General features: G+C 59.1%; 19 protein-coding genes. 8 read left to right on the plus strand and 11 right to left on the minus strand.

Annotated elements, in window-relative coordinates:
• Positions 1-11: 11 nt before the first annotated feature.
• From TR36_RS05155 to TR36_RS05165, 3 genes are read right to left on the minus strand one after another with little or no spacing between them, the layout of a single operon-like run.
• Positions 12-1046, minus strand: a complete 1035-nt coding sequence (locus TR36_RS05155) for an aldose epimerase family protein (RefSeq protein ID WP_045389551.1) — start codon at positions 1044-1046, stop codon at positions 12-14.
• Between the two features lie 3 nt (positions 1047-1049).
• Positions 1050-1955 (minus strand): SMP-30/gluconolactonase/LRE family protein, encoded by a 906-nt coding sequence (locus tag TR36_RS05160; RefSeq protein WP_082714861.1) that lies wholly within the window; start codon positions 1953-1955, stop codon positions 1050-1052.
• A gap of 3 nt (positions 1956-1958) precedes the next feature.
• Entirely contained in the window at positions 1959-2498 is a 540-nt protein-coding gene (locus TR36_RS05165; RefSeq protein ID WP_153010498.1) for a hypothetical protein, read from the minus strand.
• 150 nt (positions 2499-2648) lie between these two features.
• Between TR36_RS05165 and TR36_RS05170 the strand changes: the two genes are divergently transcribed.
• Complete coding sequence (locus TR36_RS05170; protein WP_237763519.1) at positions 2649-4289, plus strand: ABC transporter substrate-binding protein; 1641 nt, start codon at positions 2649-2651, stop codon at positions 4287-4289.
• On the opposite strand, the gene der is transcribed toward TR36_RS05170, so the two are convergent.
• The 4 genes from der to TR36_RS05190 form a co-directional block, all read right to left on the minus strand.
• Positions 4286-5758, minus strand: a complete 1473-nt coding sequence (gene der / locus TR36_RS05175) for a ribosome biogenesis GTPase Der (RefSeq protein ID WP_045389545.1) — start codon at positions 5756-5758, stop codon at positions 4286-4288. The two genes, TR36_RS05170 and der, sit on opposite strands and share 4 nt — an antisense overlap.
• A 43-nt stretch (positions 5759-5801) precedes the next feature.
• The gene (locus tag TR36_RS05180) at positions 5802-7136 is read right to left on the minus strand and encodes a PQQ-binding-like beta-propeller repeat protein (protein WP_045389542.1); all 1335 of its coding nucleotides are present in this window, start codon (positions 7134-7136) and stop codon (positions 5802-5804) included.
• 15 nt (positions 7137-7151) lie between these two features.
• Positions 7152-7799, minus strand: a complete 648-nt coding sequence (locus TR36_RS05185; protein WP_045389539.1) for a hypothetical protein — start codon at positions 7797-7799, stop codon at positions 7152-7154.
• A gap of 63 nt (positions 7800-7862) precedes the next feature.
• The gene (locus tag TR36_RS05190; RefSeq protein ID WP_045389536.1) at positions 7863-9665 is read right to left on the minus strand and encodes an ABC transporter ATP-binding protein/permease; all 1803 of its coding nucleotides are present in this window, start codon (positions 9663-9665) and stop codon (positions 7863-7865) included.
• A gap of 77 nt (positions 9666-9742) precedes the next feature.
• Between TR36_RS05190 and TR36_RS05195 the strand changes: the two genes are divergently transcribed.
• Complete coding sequence (locus tag TR36_RS05195) at positions 9743-10288, plus strand: TIGR00730 family Rossman fold protein (RefSeq protein ID WP_045389533.1); 546 nt, start codon at positions 9743-9745, stop codon at positions 10286-10288.
• A 120-nt stretch (positions 10289-10408) separates the two neighbouring features.
• Here TR36_RS05195 and TR36_RS05200 read toward each other — a convergent pair whose 3' ends face one another.
• The 3 genes from TR36_RS05200 to rpsB form a co-directional block, all read right to left on the minus strand.
• Positions 10409-11008 (minus strand): superoxide dismutase, encoded by a 600-nt coding sequence (locus tag TR36_RS05200; RefSeq protein ID WP_045389530.1) that lies wholly within the window; start codon positions 11006-11008, stop codon positions 10409-10411.
• 183 nt (positions 11009-11191) lie between these two features.
• Positions 11192-12067, minus strand: a complete 876-nt coding sequence (tsf, locus tag TR36_RS05205; RefSeq protein WP_045389527.1) for a translation elongation factor Ts — start codon at positions 12065-12067, stop codon at positions 11192-11194.
• A gap of 73 nt (positions 12068-12140) precedes the next feature.
• Positions 12141-12905 carry a 30S ribosomal protein S2 gene (gene rpsB, locus TR36_RS05210; RefSeq protein WP_082714862.1) on the minus strand — a complete coding sequence of 255 codons (765 nt, stop codon included), beginning with the start codon at positions 12903-12905 and terminating at the stop codon, positions 12141-12143.
• 178 nt (positions 12906-13083) lie between these two features.
• On the opposite strand from rpsB, the gene TR36_RS05215 reads away from it, so the two are divergent.
• The 6 genes from TR36_RS05215 (at position 13084) to TR36_RS05240 (ending at position 19359) form a co-directional block, all read left to right on the plus strand.
• The gene (locus TR36_RS05215; protein ID WP_045389521.1) at positions 13084-13956 is read left to right on the plus strand and encodes a PfkB family carbohydrate kinase; all 873 of its coding nucleotides are present in this window, start codon (positions 13084-13086) and stop codon (positions 13954-13956) included.
• Positions 13953-14867 carry a pseudouridine-5'-phosphate glycosidase gene (locus TR36_RS05220; RefSeq protein ID WP_045389518.1) on the plus strand — a complete coding sequence of 305 codons (915 nt, stop codon included), beginning with the start codon at positions 13953-13955 and terminating at the stop codon, positions 14865-14867. Before TR36_RS05215 ends, TR36_RS05220 begins: the two co-directional genes overlap by 4 nt.
• A 300-nt stretch (positions 14868-15167) precedes the next feature.
• Positions 15168-16991: an extracellular solute-binding protein gene (locus TR36_RS05225; RefSeq protein ID WP_045389516.1), complete on the plus strand. Its 1824-nt coding sequence runs from the start codon at positions 15168-15170 to the stop codon at positions 16989-16991.
• Positions 16992-17051: 60 nt separating this feature from the next.
• On the plus strand, positions 17052-17396 hold the full coding sequence (locus TR36_RS05230; RefSeq protein WP_045389514.1) for a hypothetical protein: 345 nt from the start codon (positions 17052-17054) through the stop codon (positions 17394-17396).
• A gap of 107 nt (positions 17397-17503) precedes the next feature.
• A complete protein-coding gene (locus TR36_RS05235) occupies positions 17504-18160 on the plus strand; it encodes a DsbA family protein (RefSeq protein ID WP_045389511.1) in 657 nt (218 codons plus the stop codon).
• The gene (locus tag TR36_RS05240; RefSeq protein ID WP_045389508.1) at positions 18157-19359 is read left to right on the plus strand and encodes a multidrug effflux MFS transporter; all 1203 of its coding nucleotides are present in this window, start codon (positions 18157-18159) and stop codon (positions 19357-19359) included. Before TR36_RS05235 ends, TR36_RS05240 begins: the two co-directional genes overlap by 4 nt.
• Here TR36_RS05240 and mfd read toward each other — a convergent pair.
• On the minus strand, positions 19356-22808 hold the full coding sequence (mfd, locus tag TR36_RS05245; RefSeq protein ID WP_062762594.1) for a transcription-repair coupling factor: 3453 nt from the start codon (positions 22806-22808) through the stop codon (positions 19356-19358). The genes TR36_RS05240 and mfd overlap by 4 nt on opposite strands.
• Position 22809 lies beyond the last annotated feature (1 nt).

A 22809-nucleotide genomic window follows, 5' to 3' on the forward strand; every position in this document is an offset into this window, starting at 1 on the left:
CCGCACTGTAATCACGGGATCACGGCAAACCTGAATTTTATGCTGCGGGAATAGGTTTCACCCGGATCCAGCCGCGGTGACGGAAAATCGGGGCGGTTGGGCGCGTCCGGATAATCCTGTGCCTCCAGACAGATCGCATCCCATGGGTGCAGGGGCGCGCCGTTACGCGCAATGAAACCATTCATCGTATTGGCCGTATAGACCTGAATCCCCGGCTGGTCGGTCAATACCTCCATTACCCGGCCGCTGGCTGGATCCCACAACCGGGCGGCCGGCTCGGCACCATCATCCAACGGGTAGTAATGGTCGAAACCGCCCTGTGCGCGTAGTTGCGGATGATCCTGTTCAAGCCGACCACCAATCCGCGCGGCCTGCGTTAGATCAAAGGGTGTTCCTGCCACCGGTTCGGGTGCCAGCGGGATTTGAGACGTGTCCGTCGGCAGATACCGTGTGGCGCGTACAGCCAGCATCTGATCCCGGACATCACCCCCCAAAGCAAAGAACCCGTGATGCGTCAGGTTCAAAACCGTCGGGGCATCAGTGGTTGCGCAATAAGACAGTTTGATCTGCGGTCCGGGCCCCAAGGTATATGTCAAAGCAACCTGCAATGTGCCAGGGAATCCGCCCGACCCCGCGCTATCCTGCAAATGAAATGTCACCGATGGATGCGGGCCTGCGTTGCATTCACCAATCTGCCAGACACGCTGGTCAAAACCGTGATAGCCGCCGTGAAGCGTTGCACCCCCCTCATTCCCATCCAGCCGGTGCGTCTGACCATCCAGGGCAAAGCGGGATCCGGCGATGCGGTTTGCATATCGCCCCACTGTGGCACCGAAAAAGCTCCGTTTGGCCAGATAGGGCTGCAGGCTATCATGCCCCAGAACAACCTCCTCCATTCGCCCTGCCCGATCCGGCACCTGCAGGGACTGGATCGCGGCCCCAAAGGTGATGATAGCAACCCGTATGCCGTCAGCGGCAAGGGTCACACGCTCGATCACCTGACCATCAGGCATATGGCCAAAAACATCACGCTGAAGGGTGTCCATAACCTATCCCAGCCGGAAAAACGGATCGAGGCGGCCATTCACGGCAATATCCAGCGTAAACGCATATCCCGCATCAGGATCGGACGCCCTGCCGCTGTCCGATACACCGTCATGGGCGCTTGTCACGAAAAGACGATCCGCATTGGGTCCATAGAAGGCCGGACAGGTCACCTGTCGTGCAGGCACCTCATAGCGTGCGATCTTCTGCCCTTCGGGAGACAGCACATCGACCGATCCGCCGCCCCAGCGGGCGGTATGTATCCGACCTTCGGCATCGCATATGGCACCGTCGATGCGTCCTGCATCCTGACGCGCATCATTCAGCATCTGTGGATCACCCACGGGCAGGCCCGTCGCCGGATCAAGCGCGACGCGCATCAATTTCTGGACATGGCTATCGATGAAATATCCCATTGCACCATCGGGTGAAAAGCAGATCGCATTGGGAATGCCGACATTGCTGTAAAGGCTGGTCAATGTTTCACCGGCAAGGTGGAAGAACCCGCCTACACCCGGTTCGTTATGCCTCCCGATCCGGCTGGTCCAGAGCGCACCCGACGGGTGCATACGGCTGTCGTTGGAGCGGGTGATGACATCGCGCCCGAAGGCCAGCGCATGGGTCAACCGCGCCCCGGGCCCTTTGCGCAGGTAAAACGCGTCCTCTGCTACGATCAGCTGCGTTTCCTTGTCGATCACGGCAAGCGCGCTTGCCATCACAGGCAGCACCTGCACCGAGATCGCATCCTCCCCCGGTACCCATTCATAGATACGGCGACCCTTGATATCGAACCACCACACGCGGTTGTTCAGCGGGTCATAGCCACACCCCTCCCCAAGCTCGCACGGTTCGCCCAGTTTCTGGCCCGCAAAGGGGTGGGTGATTTCCATATCGTTCGAAAGAGTGTTCATGGATCATGCTCCTGTCGCAAGTGTCCCGCGATCGCGTGTATGCGCCGGTGTGGCCCGCCATTCGGAAATGGTCGCAAGGCCATCGTTCAGCTTTGCAGCCAGAGTGCCCGTTGCCAGAACCGCATCCAATATGCGCGCATGGGCAGGAATTTTGCCGCCGGAAGGCCCGAACATACCTTTGGTGATCGGCGCGGTAATGGCAATTGCCGCATGGATGACCCGGCAAAAGGATTGAAAGACGCTGTTGTACGTTCCTGCGATGCCTGTGGCATCCGCATCCGCCCGATCAAGTGCCCCGTCCTTCATCATGGGAAATACCTTACGCATTGCACCTTTCCGCGCGGTATCGGCCGCCAATGCAGTAGCCCAAGGCTCTATGTCGATGCGCAGCCGCCCCGATTCCACCGCCACTGCAGGGTCCGGATGACACTCCCGCAGCCATGAAAGAACGTCGCGATCAGAGGAATTCCAATGATCAATCTGCCGCCCCAGATTTCGGGCCAGATCAAAGGTGATGCTGCTGCCTGTGTCGGGCTGGTTCACGATGAATTCCGGTATCTGTAGGTGATATGGTATGTCTGATGAAGAGATCAGTCAACTTGGCCCTAAGGGACTATGATCCCCCCAAAGCATGGGCCGGTAATTGGGCGGCGGTTTCTGGACAGACGGAATTCATCGGCTAAGATGATGGTTATGAAACGCATTCATCCCTACGTCCGTACCTATGCCGAAGACCACCGTTCGGGCTGTTTGTCCCGAAGGGAGTTTCTGTCGCGCGCTACGGCCCTTGGGGTAACTGCTCCGGTAGCCTATGGCCTGATTGGCCTGCCAAGCCCGGCAAAGGCGCAGGCATCGCCAATAACGGGCGGCACCCTGCGAATGCAGATGACGACGATGCCGCTCAGCGATCCGCGTATGGCCGATTGGCCCGAAATCGGAAACGTACTGCGCGGGTGGTTGGAACCGTTGGTCAGATATGAGGCTGACGGCAGCTTCTCCGGGGTTCTTCTGGACAGCTGGAGCCTTGATGACGACGCGCGCGGAATGACGCTGACCCTGCGACCGAACATCAGGTGGAGTAATGGCGATGCCCTGACGGCGGCACATCTTGTCGAGAACCTGCGGCGATGGGCAGACAGCTCCCTGCCCGCAAACGTGATGGCCGGAATAATGGGTGCCGTGCAAAAGGACGGCAGACTGGATGCCGAGGCAGTCGAGGTTGTCGATGATCTGACCGTCCGGCTGCGGCTGTCCTATCCTGATGCGACGCTGATTGCGCATTTCTCGGATTATCCGGCGCTGATCGTTCACCCCGACTACGATGGCGGTGATCCCGCCGTGACCCCTGTCGGAACCGGCCCCTACTATCTGGTGGAGAATCTGGTCGGCACCCGTCAGGTTCTGGAACGGAACACTGATCATGAGTGGTGGGGGGCAGAGATCTTCGGCGGGCCGTGGCTGGACCGCATCGAATACATAGACATCGGAACCGATCCCGCCCGCGCCGTCGACGCCGCCGAAAAAGGAGAGGTTGATGCAGTGGATCAGAGCATCGGCGATTATATCACGGTCTTTGATCATCTGGGTTGGCAAAGATCCGAGGTAAATAGTGCAGCCACCCTCGTCGTGCGGTTCCAGCAGGCCAGCGATGCCTTTGCGGATGTGCGCGTACGGCAGGCATTTCAGATGGCCGTGGACAATGCGGTAGTACTGGAAATTGCAGGCTACAATCGCGGCATAATCGGGGAAAACCACCACGTTTGCCCGATCCAGCCGGATTATACCGCAATCGACCCGCCGGTGGCCAATGCCGAAAAGGCGCTCGCGTTGCTGGCTGAGGCCGGGATCGACAGTCCTGATGTAACACTCGTGTCGCTGGATGACGCCTGGCAGGCGCTGTGCTGTGACGCGGTGGCCGCGCAACTGAACGATGCGGGCATTCCCGTCGCCCGCCGCACTGTACCGGGGCTGGAATATTGGGAAAACTGGCGCAGCTTTCCGTTCTCGGGAACGAACTGGAACATGCGGCCCCTAGGCGTGCAGATCCTGCAATTGGCCTATCACAGCAAAAGCGCCTGGAATGAAAGCGGTTTCGCAAATGCGGCGTTTGATGCCGGCGTGGAAAAAGCGATCGGCACCGTTCTGGCAGAAGACCGCGCCCGGATCATGGCGGATCTAGAAAAAATCCTGCGGGATGAAGGTGTCATCATCCAGCCCTATTGGCGGCAGCTGACCCGTCATGTCCATCCGCATGTGCATGGCGCCGGGATCAACCCGACGCTTGTGCACAGGCATCATGAATGGTGGATGGAGGCCAAAGCCCCCACCCCTTAATCACCGGTATTCTTGGCCTTGTGCTTACGCAGACGCGAGGGGGTGCGGAACTTGTTCGCATTCTTGAACGGGTTCTTGTCGCCCTGACCGCGCAAGGTCACACGGATCGGCGTTCCTGGCATGTCGAAATGATCGCGCAGGCCATTCACCAGATAACGTTTGTAGCTGTCGGGAACCATATCCTGATGGCTGCACATGACGATGAATCCCGGCGGGCGGGTCTTGACCTGCGTCATATAGCGCATCTTGATCCGGCGACCGCCCGGTGCGGGTGGCGGGTGCGCCTCGGTCATCGCGCCAAGCCATGTGTTCAGGCGGGCCGTCGGAACGCGGATATTCCAGATATCATGGGCACGGCGGATTGCGTCATGAAGACGATCCAGACCACGCCCTGTCTTGGCAGAAACCGTTACAAGCGGTGCGCCACGCAATTGCGGCAGCAGGCGTTCGAACATTTCCTTCAGCTCGGCAAGCTTGTCCTGCTTGTCGTCCTCAAGGTCCCATTTGTTGATTGCCACGACCACGGCACGGCCTTCGGTTTCTGCAAAATCGGCGATACGCAGATCCTGCTGCTCGAAAGGGATTTCCACATCCAGCAGAACCACCACGACCTCGGCAAATCGAACGGCACGCAGACCGTCGGCCACCGAAAGCTTTTCGACCTTGTCCGAAATCTTTGCCTTCTTGCGCATACCCGCCGTATCGAAAATACGGATAGGCGTATCATTCCATTCGGCACGAACAGAGATAGCATCCCGCGTGATCCCCGCCTCTGGCCCTGTCAGCAGCCGGTCATGTCCAAGGATCTTGTTGATCAGTGTGGATTTACCGGCATTCGGACGACCGATGACGGCAATCTGTAGCGGGTGGCGGTCCGTCGGCTTGTGCGCTTCGGGATCAGCCTCATCATCCGCTTCTTCCTCGGGAATATCGACATCCACCAGCGGGGCATCGGCTGCGGCACGTTCGGCAAAACCGTCTGCAATCGGGCGCAGGGTATGGTAGAGATCATCGATCCCTTCGCCATGTTCGGCCGACATGCGAATCGGCTCCCCCAGACCAAGGCTCCATGCCTCGATCGCACCGGCGTCCCCTGCCTTGCCTTCGGCCTTGTTCACGCCCAGAATCACATGGGCATTCTTGCGGCGAAGAATGTCGGCAAACATTTCATCCAGAGGCGTGACACCGACCCGTCCGTCAATGACGAACAGGCAGACATCTGCCATCTCTACGGCGCGTTCGGTCAGCCGACGCATACGGCCCTGAAGGCTGTCGTCGGTAGCATCCTCCAGACCGGCGGTATCGATCACGGTAAACCGCAGATCGATAAGCTTTGCATCACCCTCGCGCAAGTCGCGGGTAACGCCGGGTTGGTCATCGACCAGCGCCAAACGCTTGCCGACAAGGCGATTGAACAGGGTCGATTTACCCACATTGGGGCGTCCGACGATGGCAAGGGTGAAACTCATTCCGCAATCCTTCCGAAGAACGGGGGTTTACACCCTTGTGGCGTCAGCGGAAAGCGTGAATCTTTCCATCGGTGGAAACAACATAAATTGCGCCCCCTGAAACCGCCGGCTGGGCAGCCGCCCCTTCAGGAATTGCAACCGTCCCGAGCAGCGAACCATCGGTCGGCGAGAAGAAGCGTAGCAGACCATCCCCCGAGGCGACAACAATCCGGTTTCCGGTAATCACCGGTCCGTAATGCGCGACGATCTCGTTCTGTTTCTTCACCTTTTCCGCGGTATAGTAAGGCATATCCACAGACCAGATACGTTCACCGGTCCGCGCATCCAGACGGACCAGATGCGCCTCATCCGAAATCAGGAAGACGGAATTGCCGCCCACCGCCACCGGGCCATACGCCCCTTCCTGCGCTGTCCATTTGCGATCACCGGTATCGCGGTCCATGGCAACGGTGCGGCCTGCTTGGTTGCCCACATAGATGGTGCTGCCCGAAACTACCGGATCCGATGTGATGTCTGGCAGCATCGCATAGGCACGGCCCCGACGCTGGCCAGCAACCGCGCTGGACCAGTTACGCGCCCCGCTGATGCGGCTGACAGAAACGACATCGCCCGAGGAGAATGGGAAAATCACACTGCTGGACGTCACCGCCGGTGAGGCTGTTCCCAGCATTCCCGCAATCTCGGTCGTTCCCATGACTGTCCATTCGACCCGGCCATTGGAGGCATCCACAGACCAGCTGGTGCCGTCACGGCCAACGACGTAAATCTTGCCACCATCAAACGATGGCGCGCCAATGGCCGCCGCGCCAAGATCCTGACGCCACAGGATTGCTCCGCTTGCGGCATCCAGCGCGATCAGCTCACCATAACCCGTTGTGGCAAAGACGCGGCCGGACCCAAAGGCAAGACCGCCGCCGGAAATCTTGGAACGCTCACGTACAGGGCGCAGGGGCGTCGACCATAGTTTCTGACCTGCGGTGGACACTGCGGCAACGCGCCCTTCGGCATCCATCGCATAAACGCGCCCGTCGGCAACGATGGGTGCGGCGGCGATGCGCTGACGGCGGCTGTTCCCCTCACCGAATTCCACGCTCCACGCACGGACGGGTTGCGCTGAAAGAAGGCCGTTCCCCGCAAGGTGCTGGGCATTACCCCCCCGATGTGTCCATGCCGTGCTGGTTTGCGCCGGCAGCGAAATGGGCACCGAGCGGTTCGCGGCAACCGCGATACGATCGGTCGGATTCGGATTGCTTGCAGTAGGAACGCTTGCATCCAACGGAGAGCGCACGTCGAAACGTTGGCCCGGAAGCAGTTCCTCGTGCTGGCACCCCATGAGGGCCAGCGTTGCCAACGTTACCAGACCTGTCGCAGCCTTCATCCCTAGCCCCTTCGCTTATTCTGCCGAAATCGTACCGCCAAGCGCGGTGACGATCTGACCTGCCCGCTGCCGCAACCCCTGGGTCGCTTCACGATCTGTGGTCAGGGCCGTTAGTTTGGTGATTGCTGCCGGAATATCCCCGGCCTCGATATCAAGATAGGCCAGTTGTTCGCGGGCCAGCGCGCGATACGGTTGGCCCGGTTGTGAAATCGGTTCCAGCAGGGCGCGCCGATCATCGATGGAAAGATCGGTTCCGGCCACGACTGCCTTACGCAATACGGCCAGATCGTGGAACACTGCCGAAATCCCGTCCTGCGCGATTACACGGTCCAGGGCGGCCATTGTTGCGGCCTTATCCTCGCTCGGGTCGGATGCGGCCATAAGGTCCAGAACAGCGCGGCGATCACCCTCTGCGCTGGCGGCGTCCAGAACCGCGCGGCGCTCCTCGGGATTCGCGGCATCAAGCGATGCCAGAAGCGTATCGCCAAAGCTTTGCGCTTCGGTTTCCGAAGCCCGCTGCTGCCATTCGGTCCATGCAACGCCCCCGGCCACGACCAGAACCAGAAGCCCTGCAATCCAGCCATAGCGTTTCAATGCGCCGAACAGACGTTCACGCCGCAGTTCGTCGGCGACCTCATCGATGAAGGTGTCGGAGTTGCTCACTAAACCGGCTCCACTGCTTTGAATTTTGTCTTACACGGGTTCGACGCGGATTGCCAAGGGCGGTCAGCCCTCGATCTCCGCTTCCTCGGCGGACTGATGCGCCCACATACGGGCATATCGTCCGTTTAGCGCCAACAAATCTTCGTGTCGGCCCTCCTCGATCACGCGCCCCGCCTCAAGCACCAAGATGCGGTCGGCATCCGCGATCGTGGACAGCCGGTGGGCAATGGTCACGACCGTCCTGCCCTTCGACATAAGGCGCAAGCTGTCCTGGATGTCCCGCTCTGTCTGGGTGTCCAGCGCCGATGTCGCCTCGTCCAACAGCAAAAGTGGCGGATTTTTCAGGATCGTCCGTGCAATCCCCACACGCTGTTTCTCTCCGCCGGACAGTTTCAGCCCACGCTCCCCCACGGTTGTTTCATAGCCATCGGGCAGCGAGATGATGAAATCGTGAATGCGCGCGGCTTGGGCGGCGGCGAAGACCTCATCCTCGGTTGCATCAGGACGACCGTAGGCGATGTTGTAGCGGATGGTGTCGTTGAACAGGACCGTATCCTGCGGCACCACGCCGATCCGGTGATGCAGGCTTTCCATCGTGATATCGCGCAAATCCTGCCCATCAATCCGCACCGCGCCACCCGTTACATCATAAAAACGGAACAGAAGACGGCCGATTGTTGATTTACCGGCCCCGGACGGGCCGACAAGGGCGATCGTTTGTCCCGGCAGGGCCGTAAACGACAACCCCTGCAGGATAGGACGTTGCGCGTCGTAGCTGAAGGAGACATCATCGAACACGATTTCGCCGCCCGTAACCTTCAGATCGGGCGCATTCGGCCGGTCCGTGATTTCAGCAGACTGACCGAGGATTCCGAACATCTGCCCCATATCGACCAAGGCCTGCCGGATCTCGCGGTAAACCGTTCCCAGAAAACCCAAGGGCAGCGTGATCTGGATCATGTAGGCATTGACCATGACAAAATCGCCAACCGTCAATGTGCCGGCAGCCACCCCGCGTGCAGCCATGGCCATGACCGCGACAAGCCCTGTCGTGATGATGGCGGCCTGCCCCATGTTCAGGATCGCAAGGCTTTGCCCCGTCCGCACCGCAGCACTTTCGTAGCCCGCCATCGCTGCATCATATCGTGCAGCCTCTACCTTTTCCGCGCCGAAGTATTTGACCGTCTCGAAATTCAGAAGACTATCGACCGCCTTCTGGTTCGCGTCATTGTCGCGATCATTCATTTCCTGCCGGATACGGACGCGCACCTCGGTGACCTTCAGCGTAAAGGTCACATAGGCGGCAACGGTTGCCACCACCACCAGCATATAGAAGATGCCGAAAACCGCCCAGAAGATGATCGCGACCAGAGTCAGCTCCAGAATGAGCGGGCCAACGGAAAAGACTAGGAACCGCAGCAGGAACTCAACGCCTTTCACACCCCGCTCCATCACCCTTGAAAGGCTGCCGGTGCGCCGCATGATGTGGTAACGCAAGGAAAGGTGGTGGATATGCGAGAAGGTTTCCAACGCCAGCTTGCGCAGGGCACGCTGACCGACGCGTACGAAGATCAGATCCCGCACCTCACTGAACGCCAACCCGCCAAAACGGGCGACCCCATAGGCCACAACCAGCCCCACCGCCCCCAGCATCAGCGTGGAGGCAAGATCGGGTGCTTCCCCCCCGAGCGCATCAACCGCCGCCTTGTAGAAGATCGGCGTTGTAACCGCGATCACCTTGGCCAGGATCAGGAACACCATCGCAATCACGACACGCCGCTTGACCCAGCCCTCGCCTTGCGGCCAAAGGTAGGGGGCCACGCGTGCGATGGTTTGCCAGCCAGTGCTCGAAGTCTCGGGTGTCATAGGCTTCTCCTTCGGCACGGGTTTTAAGCGGGGGTGGTATGAATGACCAGACGCCCCGCACATGAAAGGACCTGACCATGACTGCCCCTATTTCCGTTTGCGTATTCTGCGGTGCCCGCAACGGTGGACGTCCATCCTATACCGACGCTGCGCGCGCCACCGGGCAGATGATTGCGGCAAACGGGTGGCGGCTGGTGTATGGCGCGGGGGATGTGGGGCTGATGGGCGAAGTCGCCCGCGGTGCCGAGGGGGGAGTATCGCTTGGCGTCATTCCCGAGCATCTGCTGCCCCGTGAAAAGGGCAAACGTGATCTGACGCAATTCATCATCACCGACAACATGCACGCCCGGAAAAAGGTGATGTACATGAATTCGGATGTCATCGTCGTTCTGCCGGGGGGCGCCGGATCGCTGGATGAATTCTTCGAGGTTCTGACGTGGCGTCAGATCGGTCTTCACTCCAAACCGATATTCCTGCTCAACATCGACGGCTACTGGAACCCGCTGATCGCGCTGCTGGACCATGTGGTTGCGGAAGAGTTTGCCGATCCGTCGGTTCTGGAGTTCGTAAGTGTTGTTCCTGATGTAGCATCATTGGAAACCGCGCTGGCAAACGGGTTGTGACGAGCCGCGGCAAGACACACCGCTGGGATCAGGAAATCTTTGCAATGTATTGTTCATAAGCAATATTAACAAAAAAGCCCGCCTGATTAGGGCGGGCTTTTTCACATCAGGTTGTGGCGATCACATACGTGCCGCAACAGCTTCCCAGTTCACAAGCTTGTCGAGGAAGTTCGCAAGGTATGCGGGACGTTTGTTGCGGAAATCGATGTAGTAGCTGTGCTCCCACACGTCGCAGCCCAGAAGTGCCGTTTCGTTGAAGCAAAGCGGGTTTACACCGTTTTCCGTTTTCGTGATCTTCAGCGTGCCCGAGGCATCCTTGACCAGCCAGGTCCAGCCGGAACCGAATTGCGCTGCCCCTGCGGCTGCAAATTCTTCCTTGAATTTCTCGACCGAACCAAAGCTGTCAACCAGCGCCTTTTCCAGTTCGGCAGGCATGGTTTTACCGGTCGGCCCCATGATCTCCCAGAACAGGTTGTGGTTCCAATGCTGCGAAGCATTGTTGAAGATACCCGACTGCGCCACGGCGCCAGCCTTGTAGGTCCCTTTGACGATATTCTCGAGGTCTTTGTCTTCCCACTCGGTTCCGGCAATCAACTTGTTGCCGTTATCGACATAGGCCTTGTGGTGAATGTCATGGTGAAACTCCAGCGTTTCCTTCGACATACCCAGATCCGCAAGCGCATCGTGGGCATAGGGAAGTTCGGGAAGGGTAAAAGCCATGATGGACACTCCTGTTTTCAGTTGACGTCAATAAGAGGCCGCAAACCCCGAACGTCAAGGGGTCTGCCTACCCTAACCTTCCGCAAAACCGTACATCTTCCCGTAAATCGAGTGGGTTACGGCAAGGCAAACAAAAACGCCGCCCCAGATGGGACGGCGTTATGTTCGTCAGGTTGACCGAAATCAGCCTTTGAGAGTTTTTGCAACTTCTGCTGCAAAATCTTCTTTTTCTTTCTCGATGCCTTCGCCAACAGCCATGCGGACAAAGCCGACAACTTCAACGCCTGCATCTTTTGCAGCCTGACCGACAGTCACATCGGGGTTCAGAACGAATTTCTGACCCAGCAGCGTTACTTCTTCGAAGTATTTTGCCATACGGCCAACAATCATCTTTTCGATGACCGCGTCCGGTTTACCCGATTCGCGTGCCTGCTCTGTCAGAACGTTCTTTTCACGCTCTACCAGAACCGGGTCCAGATCCGCTTCGGAAAGCGATGCCGGGTTGGTCGCAGCGATATGCATGGCGATCTGCTTGGCAATACCGTTGTCGGTGCCTTTGACAGCAACCAGAACGCCGATCTTGCCCATGCCATCGGCAGCAGCGGTGTGAACATAGGATGCAACGCTGTCACCTTCGATGGTGGCCATGCGACGCAGGGTCATGTTCTCACCGATAACGGCGATGGCTTCGTTCACGACGGTGTCGACTGTCTTGCCGTTCAACGACGCTGCTTTCAGCGCCTCGACGTCGGAAACGGTCAGCGCGGTATCAGTAATACCTGCAACCAGTTTCTGGAAGTCAGCGTTCTTCGCAACGAAGTCGGTTTCGGAATTCACCTCGACCGCAACGCCTTTTCCGCCGGAAACAGTAACGCCGACAAGACCTTCAGCCGCAACACGGCCGGATTTCTTTGCAGCCTTTGCCAGACCTTTGGTGCGCAGCCAGTCTACCGCTGCTTCCATGTCACCATCGGTTTCGATCAACGCTTTCTTTGCGTCCATCATGCCTGCGCCTGTCGTCTCGCGCAGTTCTTTCACCATCTGAGCGGTGATTGCCATAGCGGCTCTCCTCGGTATTCGTAAGAACATCCCGGCGGTTTTAGAACCGCCGGGTAACGATCGAATGACTGGCTTACGCCTCTTCGACTGCTTCTTCTTCCGGAGCGGCTTCCAGCTCACCCAGATCTATACCAGCAGCGCCCATCTGGGCCGACATGCCGTCCAGCGCCGCGCGGGCAACCAGATCACAGTACAGGCCGATTGCGCGTGCCGCGTCGTCGTTGCCCGGGATCACATAGTCGACGCCCTTGGGCGAGCAGTTGGTGTCCACGATCGCGACAACCGGAATACCCAGTTTCTGTGCTTCGAGGATGGCCAGATCTTCCTTGTTCACGTCGATGATGAACAGCAGGTCCGGAACGCCGCCCATGTCGCGGATACCGCCGAGCGATGCCTGCAGCTTGGACTGCTCACGCTCCATGTTCAGACGCTCTTTTTTCGTCAGACCCTCTGCGCCGTTCGCCATCAGCTCATCCAGCTGCTTCAGACGCTGGATGGAGTTGGAAACGGTTTTCCAGTTGGTCAGCGTGCCGCCCAGCCAACGGTGGTTCATGTAGTGCTGTGCGCAGCGCTCGGCAGCATCCGCGATCGGCTTCTGGGCCTGACGCTTGGTGCCGACGAACAGAACACGGCCGCCTTTGGCGACGGTGTCACGAACAACCTGAAGTGCCTTGTCCAGCATCGGGACAGTCTGCGTCAGGTCGATGATGTGGATACCGTTGCGGTCGCCGTAGATGAACTCACCCATCTTGGGGTTCCAGCGAGCGGTTTGGTGACCGTAGTGAACGCCAGCTTCAAGCAGCTGACGCATCGAGAAATCGGGGAGCGCCATGTCCATATCCTTTTCCGGTTTACGCCTCGGCAAAGCTTTGAGGGATCTCTCCCAACCGGCGGACTTTTCGGGATGTCTCCCCGATCGGCCCAAGCTTCGCCTGTGAAGTGCAGCGCCTATACCCTGCGTTCCGGATGTTCGCAACCCCTTGCGCGCCACGCGCACGTAGGGAACAAGCAGAATCATGACACCAGATATTCTTTGTATAGGTTCCGTCCTTTGGGACATTATCGGCCGTTCCCCCGCAGCGATGCGCGCGGGGTCGGATGTGCCGGGGCGCATTACCCGCATTCCGGGCGGCGTTGCGCTGAATATTGCGGCAACGCTGCGCCGGTTCGGGTTGACGCCCGCCCTGCTGACCGCCATCGGACGTGACCCGGAGGGGGACGAACTGGTCGCAGATTGTGCCCGCCTCGGAATGATCACCGATTACATATACCGCTCGGACGATCTGCCGACGGACAGGTACATGGCGGTCGAGGGGGCGAACGGGCTGATTGCCGCCATCGCCGATGCCCATTCGCTGGAGGCGGCGGGTGACAAGATCCTGCGCCCGCTGCATGCGGCCTTGCAGGGCTGGAACGGCCCCATCGCACTGGACGGGAACCTGACCGAGGCGCTTCTTGCAGAAATTGCGGCATCGCCCCTATTTGCAGAGGCGGACCTGCGCGTTGCCCCTGCCAGCCCCGGCAAGGCCGAACGTCTGCTTCCCCTTCTGACCCATCCGAATGCCACCCTCTATGTGAACCTGGAAGAGGCGGGAACGCTGTCCAAAACGTCCCCTGCCACGGCGGCTGAGGCTGTGGCCGACCTGCTGGCACGGGGCGCGCAGCATGTATTGGTGACGGATGGTGGCCGCGCCTGCGCCGAAGGCCGCGCGGGTTGCGACATCATCAGCGACACCCCTCCCGCCGTCATGGTGACACGTGTCACCGGCGCGGGGGACACCTTCATGGCTGCCCACCTGGTGGCTGAACGTGCGGGCGCCACCCGTCAAAACGCTCTGCGCGCCGCAATGCGCGCCGCCGCCGACCATGTATCCGGAGATATCGCATGACCCTACCCCTCACCGTTCTGCCCGAAGTTGCCGAGGCCTTGGCCAATGGCACGCCCGTTGTCGCGCTGGAAAGCACCATCATTACCCATGGGATGCCCTTTCCGCAAAACGTGGAAATGGCCAGATCGGTGGAGGACGTGATCCGGGAAGGCGGCGCTGTTCCGGCCACGATCGCGATCATGAACGGGCAGATCCATATCGGCCTTTCGTCGGAGGAGCTGGACCGTCTGGGGCAGACGCCTGACGCGATGAAACTGTCGCGCGCTGATCTGGCCGTAGGTCTGACATCAGGACGCACCGGGGCCACGACCGTTGCTGCGACCATGATCTGTGCCCGGCTTGCCGGTATCGACGTATTTGCCACCGGCGGTATCGGCGGTGTGCATCGCGGCGCGGAAACCACCTTCGATATCTCGGCCGACCTGCCAGAACTGGGGCAGACGGCGGTTACGGTTGTTGCCGCAGGTGCCAAGGCCATTCTTGACCTGCCCAAGACGCTGGAAGTGCTGGAGACGATGGGCGTGCCCGTCATTGCCTATGGTCAGGACGCATTCCCCGCCTTCTGGTCGCGTGATTCTGGCATGCGCGCCCCGTTGCGGATGGATACGCCTGCCGAGATTGCGGCAGCCCACCTGATGCGTGCCAAGCTGGGCGTGCCGGGCGGACAACTGGTGGCAAACCCGATTGCGGAAGAAGATGAAATTCCGGCGGCAGTCATCAATCCGGCCATCGAGGCGGCTTTGGCCGATGCGGAACGTCAGGGCATCGCCGCCAAGGAGGTTACGCCCTTCCTTCTGGACCACATCTTCCGGTCAACAGAAGGCAAATCACTGGCATCAAACATCCAGCTGGTTCTGAACAATGCCCGCCTTGCTACCAAGATCGCTACAGAAATCACGAATCAACGATGATCCGATTCGTCGCGCGGGGCACCGCGCGGCGTTCCCCCGCCGAGTGTGATGGCCATTCTCTGTAGGCCCTTGTCCCACTACGTTAAAATAGATACGCCCCCGCCTGCCGGCACAAAAAAAACGCCGGCACGATGGCCGGCGTCAAGTTATGAGGCAGGTTTCATACAGGCAAGAAACCTATCGAGCAGTAAGGCCTTTATATCCCTCGCCCCACGCTTGGCCAAGTTAAAAGTTTCAAATAGGTTTAAGAGCACCTATGGTTGTCAGATTGTGCCAGACAAAAGGACGTGCGGACGCGGGATGAATGGCAAACTCAGCAGTATTTTGAAGGTTACAGCGGGGGTTTTGCCCTTGTTGCTGCTTGGCACCGCAGCTGTGGCTGAAAAGTCACATGGTATTGCGATGTACGGGGAACCTGCCCTGCCCGCTGACTTTGACCATCTGCCCTATGCAAACCCTGATGCACCGCATGGCGGCACCTTTGTCATGGGGGAAACCGGCGGTTTCGACTCTTTGAACCCCTATATCCTGAAAGGCCGCGCGCCGTTCTATCTGGGGGCATGGACGGTCGAGACACTGATGACCCGTTCCATTGACGAGCCGTTCACTCTTTACGGTCTGCTCGCCGAGAGCATCAATACCGACCCCGAGCGGAGTTATGTCGAGTTTACCCTCCGCCCCGAGGCACGTTTTTCCGACGGCAGCCCCGTCACGGTCGATGATGTCCTGTGGTCCTTTGAGACGTTGGGTACCAAGGGCCAGCCTCGTTATGCCGGGGCATGGAGCAAGATAAAGGATGCCGAGCAGACCGGCCCCCATAGTGTCCGCTTCACCTTCACCGAACCTGATCGCGAAATGCCGCTGATCCTCGGCATGCGGCCCATTTTGAAAAAGGCGCAATGGGACACGCAGGATTTCACGCAATCCTCGCTTGTTCCTCCAATAGGTTCAGGGCCGTATGTGGTTGAGTCCATAACACCGGACCGTTCCATCACCTATGCCAAGAACCCGGATTGGTGGGGCAAGGATCTGCCCGTCAATCAGGGGTTCTACAATTTCGACACGCTTCGCACCGAATTCTACGGGGATTCCGGTGTCATGTTTGAGGCCTTCAAGGCAGGATCGCTTTCGACATGGCGCGAAACCAATCCAGCGCGCTGGCTTACGAACTTCAGCTTTCCGGCAGTTCAGGACGGACGTGTCACGCTGGAAGAGATAGAGCATAAACGCCCGTCAGGAATGCAGGGATTTGTTTTCAACACCCGCAAACCGATCTTCGATAACGCGCGCGTCCGTGAAGCGTTGATCCGTGCATTCGATTTCGACGTTATCAACCGCACGATGACAAACGGAACCGAACCGCGGATCAACAGCTATTTTTCCAATTCAGAACTGGGCATGAAAGTTGGCGAACCAGCCGGCGAGGGTGAGGCCCGATTGCTGGCCCCCTATCATGACACCCTCATGTCAGATGTGCTGGAGGGATATTCCCTGCCGGACGGGCCACGCCGCGCAGATCTGCATGTCGCGATGGACCTGCTGGCCGATGCGGGCTGGACCGTTGAAAACGGCGTTCTGACACAGCACGGCAAGCCGTTCGAGTTCGAGATATTGCTGTCACAGGGCACTGATCCCGGCGGCACCCTTTCAGCCGATCAGGTTTCTTCGGTCGCCGCGATCTACGTCCAGCAATTGCAGCGCCTGGGGATCAAGGCCCATGTCACATCCGTTGACAGCGCGCAGTACAAGCAGCGTGTGAACGAGTTCGATTTCGACATGACCGTGCTGACTCGCAGCTTTTCGCTGTCACCGGGAAATGAGCAGACATTGTACTGGGGCTCGATCGGTGCGAACCAGCCCGGATCGCGCAACTTGATGGGCATGACCTCTCCGGCTGCGGACGCGATGATCACGGCGATGGTCCGATCCGAAACGCCCGAAGAATTTCGGGACGCAACCCGTGCGTTGGACCGTGTGCTGATGTCCGGGCGCTTTGTCATACCGTTCTGGTATGCGAATGTATCGCGGATCGCCTATTCATCGGCATTTGCGCACCCCGATCATATCCCGCTTTACGGGGATTGGCCCGGCTTCCAGCCAGACGTGTGGTGGCAGAAGCCCTAGGGCGCGGAACCTGCCCCCTTGCCGCACGTTATTCTGCCAAACCAGAGGATGGAGGCAGAGATGCGCTGGAAAACTGTTAAAGACAATTGGGAAGCCTTTGCGGAATCTCTGTTGGATACATGGCCGGATCTGACCGAAGAGGATCTGATCGATATCGACGGCAGCCGGACGGAGCTGGAAGCTCGCTTGGTAACGGTCACCGGTGAGACACAGGATGACGTTGCCTCGCAGGTGTCGGAATGGCTCGAGGGTGCGGTCCCCGCAGATGTGCATATGGACGAGCAGCACGACAACGCCTCTATAAACGATAGCCGGCTCTACATGTCCCCGGGTGAAGATGCCTCGGATGATGATGCCAAATACGGCGATGACAGCACGGCTGAAAATCCGGTTAGCGGCGGCTGACATTAAAAAACGCGCCACGCTCTGGTCATTTCAGAATGTGGCGGGCATAGATAACGGGCTGGATGTACAGGCATCTGGCTTGTTTCCCTAAATTCAGGACACGCGATATGCCCGTGGCCAGCATCCCGCTTGATATATTCTCCGATCCCGTGTGCCCGTGGTGCTATATCGGCAAAACCAACCTTTATCGCGCGATGGAATCCCGCCCGGACCATCCGTTCCACATCGAATGGCATCCCTATCAGCTGCATCCGAACCTGCCCGCACATGGCATGAACCGTGCGGAATGGTTCGAGGCACGGTTTGGCGATCAGGAAAAGGCGGTTGAAATCGCGGCTGCGGCCCAGAAGGCTGCTGATGAGGCCGGCCTTGATGTGGATATGGGCGCGGCGCAGCGCATGCCGAACACGATCGAGGCCCATCGTCTGATCCATTGGGCTGGCTTGCAAGGTGTTCAGACCCCGGTCGTGGATGCCCTGTTCCGCGCCTATTTCCGTGATGGTCAGGACATCGGAGATCACGCAGTACTGATCCGGATTGCGGGTGCTGCCGGAATGGACCCCGATGCGGCTGCACGTCTGCTTGCCACCGACGCCGATCGGGATGATCTGATCGCCCGTGATCGTGATGCGCGATCCAAAGGTGTGCAGGCTGTACCTACCTTCCTGATTGACCGGCAATACGTTCTGGCCGGCGCGCAATCGGTGGAAATGTGGCAGAAAATTATCGATGACATAACAACCGAACTGGGGGAAGCCGAGTGAAGCCAACGAAACCGCTTGGATCGTTTGAGTTTGTGGCCCTGATGGCCACACTGATGTCGGCGGTTGCATTCAGCATTGATTCAATGCTGCCCGCCTTTCCGGTGATCATGCGACAAATGACGCCGGATGCCCCGAACCATGTGCAGTTGATTGTCACGCTGTTCATGCTGGGAATGGGCGCAGGTACCCTGTTCGTCGGCCCGCTGTCCGACACGTTGGGCCGCAAGACCGTGATGATCGGCTGTTCGGCAATCTACAGCATCGGGGCCTTGATGGCATGGCGCGCTGACAGTCTGGAACTGTTGTTGCTTGGCCGCTTCATTCAGGGGATCGGCGCTGCAGGGCCGCGGGTCGTGGCCATCGCCATGGTACGCGATCTGTATTCCGGGCGAGATATGGCGCGTGTCGTCAGCTTCATCATGATGTTCTTCACCATCGTTCCGGCCATTGCCCCGATGATCGGGAATGAGATGATCCAACTGTTCGGCTGGCGGGCGTTGTTCCTGATCTTCGTCACCTTCTCCACCATCTCGGCGACATGGCTGTTTTTCCGGCAACCCGAGACGCTGGCCGTCGAAAACCGGCGTGCGCTGCGCCCTGCGGTCCTTCTGGCCGGCATCAAGGAAATCGTGACGAACCGGATCGTAATGCTGACCATCATCGCCCAGGGGTTCGCCTTCGGTTGCATGTTCTCTACCATCTCCACGATCCAGCCGATCTTTGAGGTTCGCTTTAACGCGGCGGACACCTTCCCCTACTGGTTCTTTTCCGTGGCAATGACAGCGGGCGCTGCCAGCTTTCTGAATGCGCGCATTGTGGGGCGTGTCGGCATGCGGGCGGTCGTGGTATCAGTGGTATCGCTCCAGTTCACGATCTCGCTGATCATGGCCGTCACCAACGGTTTCAATATCATGCCCGAGGCCTTGGCCTTTCCGGCGCAGATCATCTGGACGATGTCGATCTTTGCGATGCTGGGCCTGTGCATGGGCAACCTCAATGCCTTGGCGTTGGAACCTCTGGGCCACCTGGCAGGCTTGGGGGCGTCGGTGGCCGGCTGTATTGCAACCGTGATGGCGGTTCTGCTGTCCCTGCCCATCGGTCAATCCTTCAACGGAACGAACATTCCCCTGACAATCGGAACCACGCTCTATACAGGTGCGGTTCTCCTGATCATGGCGACCCTTCCGAAGCGCAACTAGCGCTTCGGTTTCACCACTTTTTCAGCCAAGCCCCGCGCAATGGCAAAGGCCCCGCGAATGCGGTCGGCCTCGGATTTCCAATCGTCGGCAATGACGATCTTGTTGCCGACGACCTTGGCCTCATTCTGCGCCTTGACGAAATCTACCAAGCCGGCCGGATCGGCGAATTTGTCGTTATGGAACTGGATGGATGCTCCTTTCGGTCCGGCATCGAGACGCGAAATCCCCGCACGCTTGCACATCGCCTTGATCCGCACCACCAGCATCAGGGTATTCACCTCCCGTGGAAGCGGGCCGAACCGGTCAATCATCTCTGCGGCAAATCCTTCCATCTCTACCTTGGTCGCAAGGCCCGAAAGGCGCCGGTACAGCCCCAGCCGGATATCCAGATCCGGAATATAGTCCTCGGGGATAAGAACCGGCACGCCCAAATTGATCTGTGGCGCCCATTGGTCGTCAGCCTCGGTCAATCCGCCGATCTGGCCTGACCGGAGCTTCTGGATCGTCTCCTCCAGCATGTTCTGATACAGCTCGTACCCCACTTCCTTGATGTGGCCCGATTGTTCATCTCCCAGGAGGTTACCGGCCCCCCGCAGATCCAGATCATGCGACGCAAGGTTGAAACCAGCCCCCAGTGTATCAAGGCTGGCAAGCAGGCGAAGCCGGCGATTTGCCTGCGGTGTCAACGGGCTGCGTGGTTTGGTTGTCAGATAGCAATAGGCCCGCGTTTTCGACCGTCCCACGCGACCACGGATCTGGTACAGCTGGCTGAGGCCGAACATATCCGCGCGATGCACGATCATGGTGTTGGCAGTCGGGATATCCAAACCGGATTCCACGATCGTGGTGGCCAGCAGGACATCGAATTTGCCATCATAGAACGAATTCATCCGTTCATCGAGATCCCCTGCCGCAAGCTGTCCGTGCGCCACAAGGAAACTGACCTCGGGGACATGATCCCTGAGAAATGCCTCGATCTCTGGCAAGTCCGACACGCGGGGGACGACAAAGAAACTTTGGCCGCCGCGATACCGCTCTCGCAACAAGGCTTCCCGCAGGGTGACCGCATCGAATTCGCTGACATAGGTCCGGATGGCCAGACGGTCCACCGGAGGGGTGGCGATGATCGACAGATCCCGCACGCCCGTCAGCGACAATTGCAACGTTCGCGGAATGGGCGTGGCCGTCAGCGTCAACACATGCACCTCGGAGCGCATCTCCTTCAGCCGTTCCTTATGCGACACGCCGAAGTGCTGCTCTTCATCGATAATCATAAGTGCCAGGGATTTCAGCTTGATCCCTTTTGCCAGAAGCGCGTGGGTGCCGATGCAGATATCGACCGTTCCATCCGCCAGCCCCGCCCGCGTTGCTGCAGCCTCCTTTGCCGAAACAAAACGCGACAACTGTCGGACAACCATGGGGAATCCACGGAACCGTTCGGCAAAGCTACGAAAATGCTGCCGTGCCAACAAGGTGGTCGGGCAGATCATGGCCACCTGCATTCCGGTCAGCGCCGCAATGAAGGCCGCCCGCATGGCAACCTCGGTCTTGCCGAAGCCGACATCGCCAACGACCAGCCGGTCCATAGGCTTGCCGGATTCCAGATCGGCCACCACATCGGCAATCGCCGCCAATTGATCATCGGTTTCCTGATACGGGAAACGGGCGCAAAAGGCCTCCCACATCTGGTGCGGGGCTTCGAGGATAGGGGCGTGGCGCAGATGCCGCTCGGCTGCGATCCGCATCAGCCGCTCCGCGATCTCGCGGATACGCTCTTTGAGCTTTGCCTTTTTCGCCTGCCATGCCCCGCCGCCAAGGCGGTCCAGCAAACCATCCTCATGGCCATAGCGGCTCAGAAGCTCGATGTTTTCCACCGGCAGATACAGCTTGGTTTCTTCGGCATAGACAAGGTGCAGGTAATCATGCGGTGGCCCGGCACGGTTCGCCGGCGGCTGCGGCACACGCAGCGTTTCCAGCCCCATGTATCGCCCGACTCCATGCTCCACATGCACCACAAGATCCCCCGGAGACAGGGTTTCAAGATCACGGACAAAATTGTCGGCTTTCCGGCGTTTCTTGGGAGAGGAAACGAGCCGATCCCCCAGCACATCCTGTTCCGATATCACGGCAAGACCGGCGGCGGTAAAGCCTGCCTCCAGGGCCCAGACAATCAGAAACAAGCCGCCTTTGCCCGAGGGGATATCGCGAAAGTCCGACACGGGCGTGGCCGTCAGCCCCTGATCCTCCAGCAACCCGCCCAGACGTTCGCGCGCGCCCTCGGACCAACTGGCGATGATGACATGCGCGTCCTTGCGCAGTGCTTTCACATGGTCTGCCAGCGTATTGAACAAGCTTATGTTTTCCTGCTGGCGCTCGGGCGCGAAACTGCGCCCGATCCGCCCTCCGGCATCCAGAACACCCGGCCCCGGAGCCTGCGCCAAAGGTGACAGCTGAATGACCCTGTGCGTGGCAAGGGCATCAGCCCAACCTTTGTCATCCAGATACATGCTTTGCGGGGAAACGGGTTTATACACCGTATCGATACGGGTTTTGCCCGCCATCGCCTCACGTCGTGCGTCGTATTGATCGGCAATCCCTTCCCAGCGGGAAAGACGGGCAGCCGTAACCTGATCATCCAGCATGACCGAGGCCTTGGGCAGGTAATCGAACAGCGTCTCCAGACGATCATGGAAGAACGGCAGCCAATGCTCCATTCCCTGATGCTTGCGCCCCGCACTTACGGCTTCATAAAGCGGATCACTTGCCCCGCCGACACCGAATTCCACGCGATAGTTCTGCCGGAAGCGTGTGATCGCCGTTTCATCCAGCATCACCTCGGATACGGGGGCGAGATCCAGCGTTGTCAGCCTGTCGGTCGACCGTTGGGTTTCAGGATCAAAATACCGCAAACCGTCAAGAGTATCGCCAAACAGATCCAGCCGGACGGGGTTCGATTCCGGTGGATAGATGTCGATGATGCCGCCGCGGATCGCGAAATCTCCCGGTTCCGCCACGGTCGTAACGGGGGTATAGCCCATACGTGCCAGATAGTTCCGCAGACGCGCCTCATCGACGCGATCGCCAACTTGTGCGGAAAAGCTTGCGCCTGCTACCGTTTCCCTGCTGGGAATGCGCTGCATGGCGGAATGGAGCGTCGTCAGTAGAACGAAGGCCCCCGTAACGCCGCTGGACAGCGCCGCAAGCGTTGCCATCCGTCGCGCCGCAATATTCGGGTTGGGGGAAATCCTGTCATAAGGCAGACAATCCCAGGCAGGAAATTCCAGCATGGGAACGGATGGCGCAAGCACGGCCAAGGCCTCACGCATTGCGGCCAGTCGCTTGTCGTCCCGCGCGATATGGATCACGGGTGCGCCCCGCTCCAGTTCCCGCGCAAGAAGGCGCGCATCATAGCCTTCGGGGGCCCCGCCCAGAATTATGGTCTTGCTCACG

Source organism: Falsirhodobacter sp. alg1, from assembly GCF_000739715.2.
Classification (GTDB): Bacteria; Pseudomonadota; Alphaproteobacteria; order Rhodobacterales; family Rhodobacteraceae; genus Falsirhodobacter.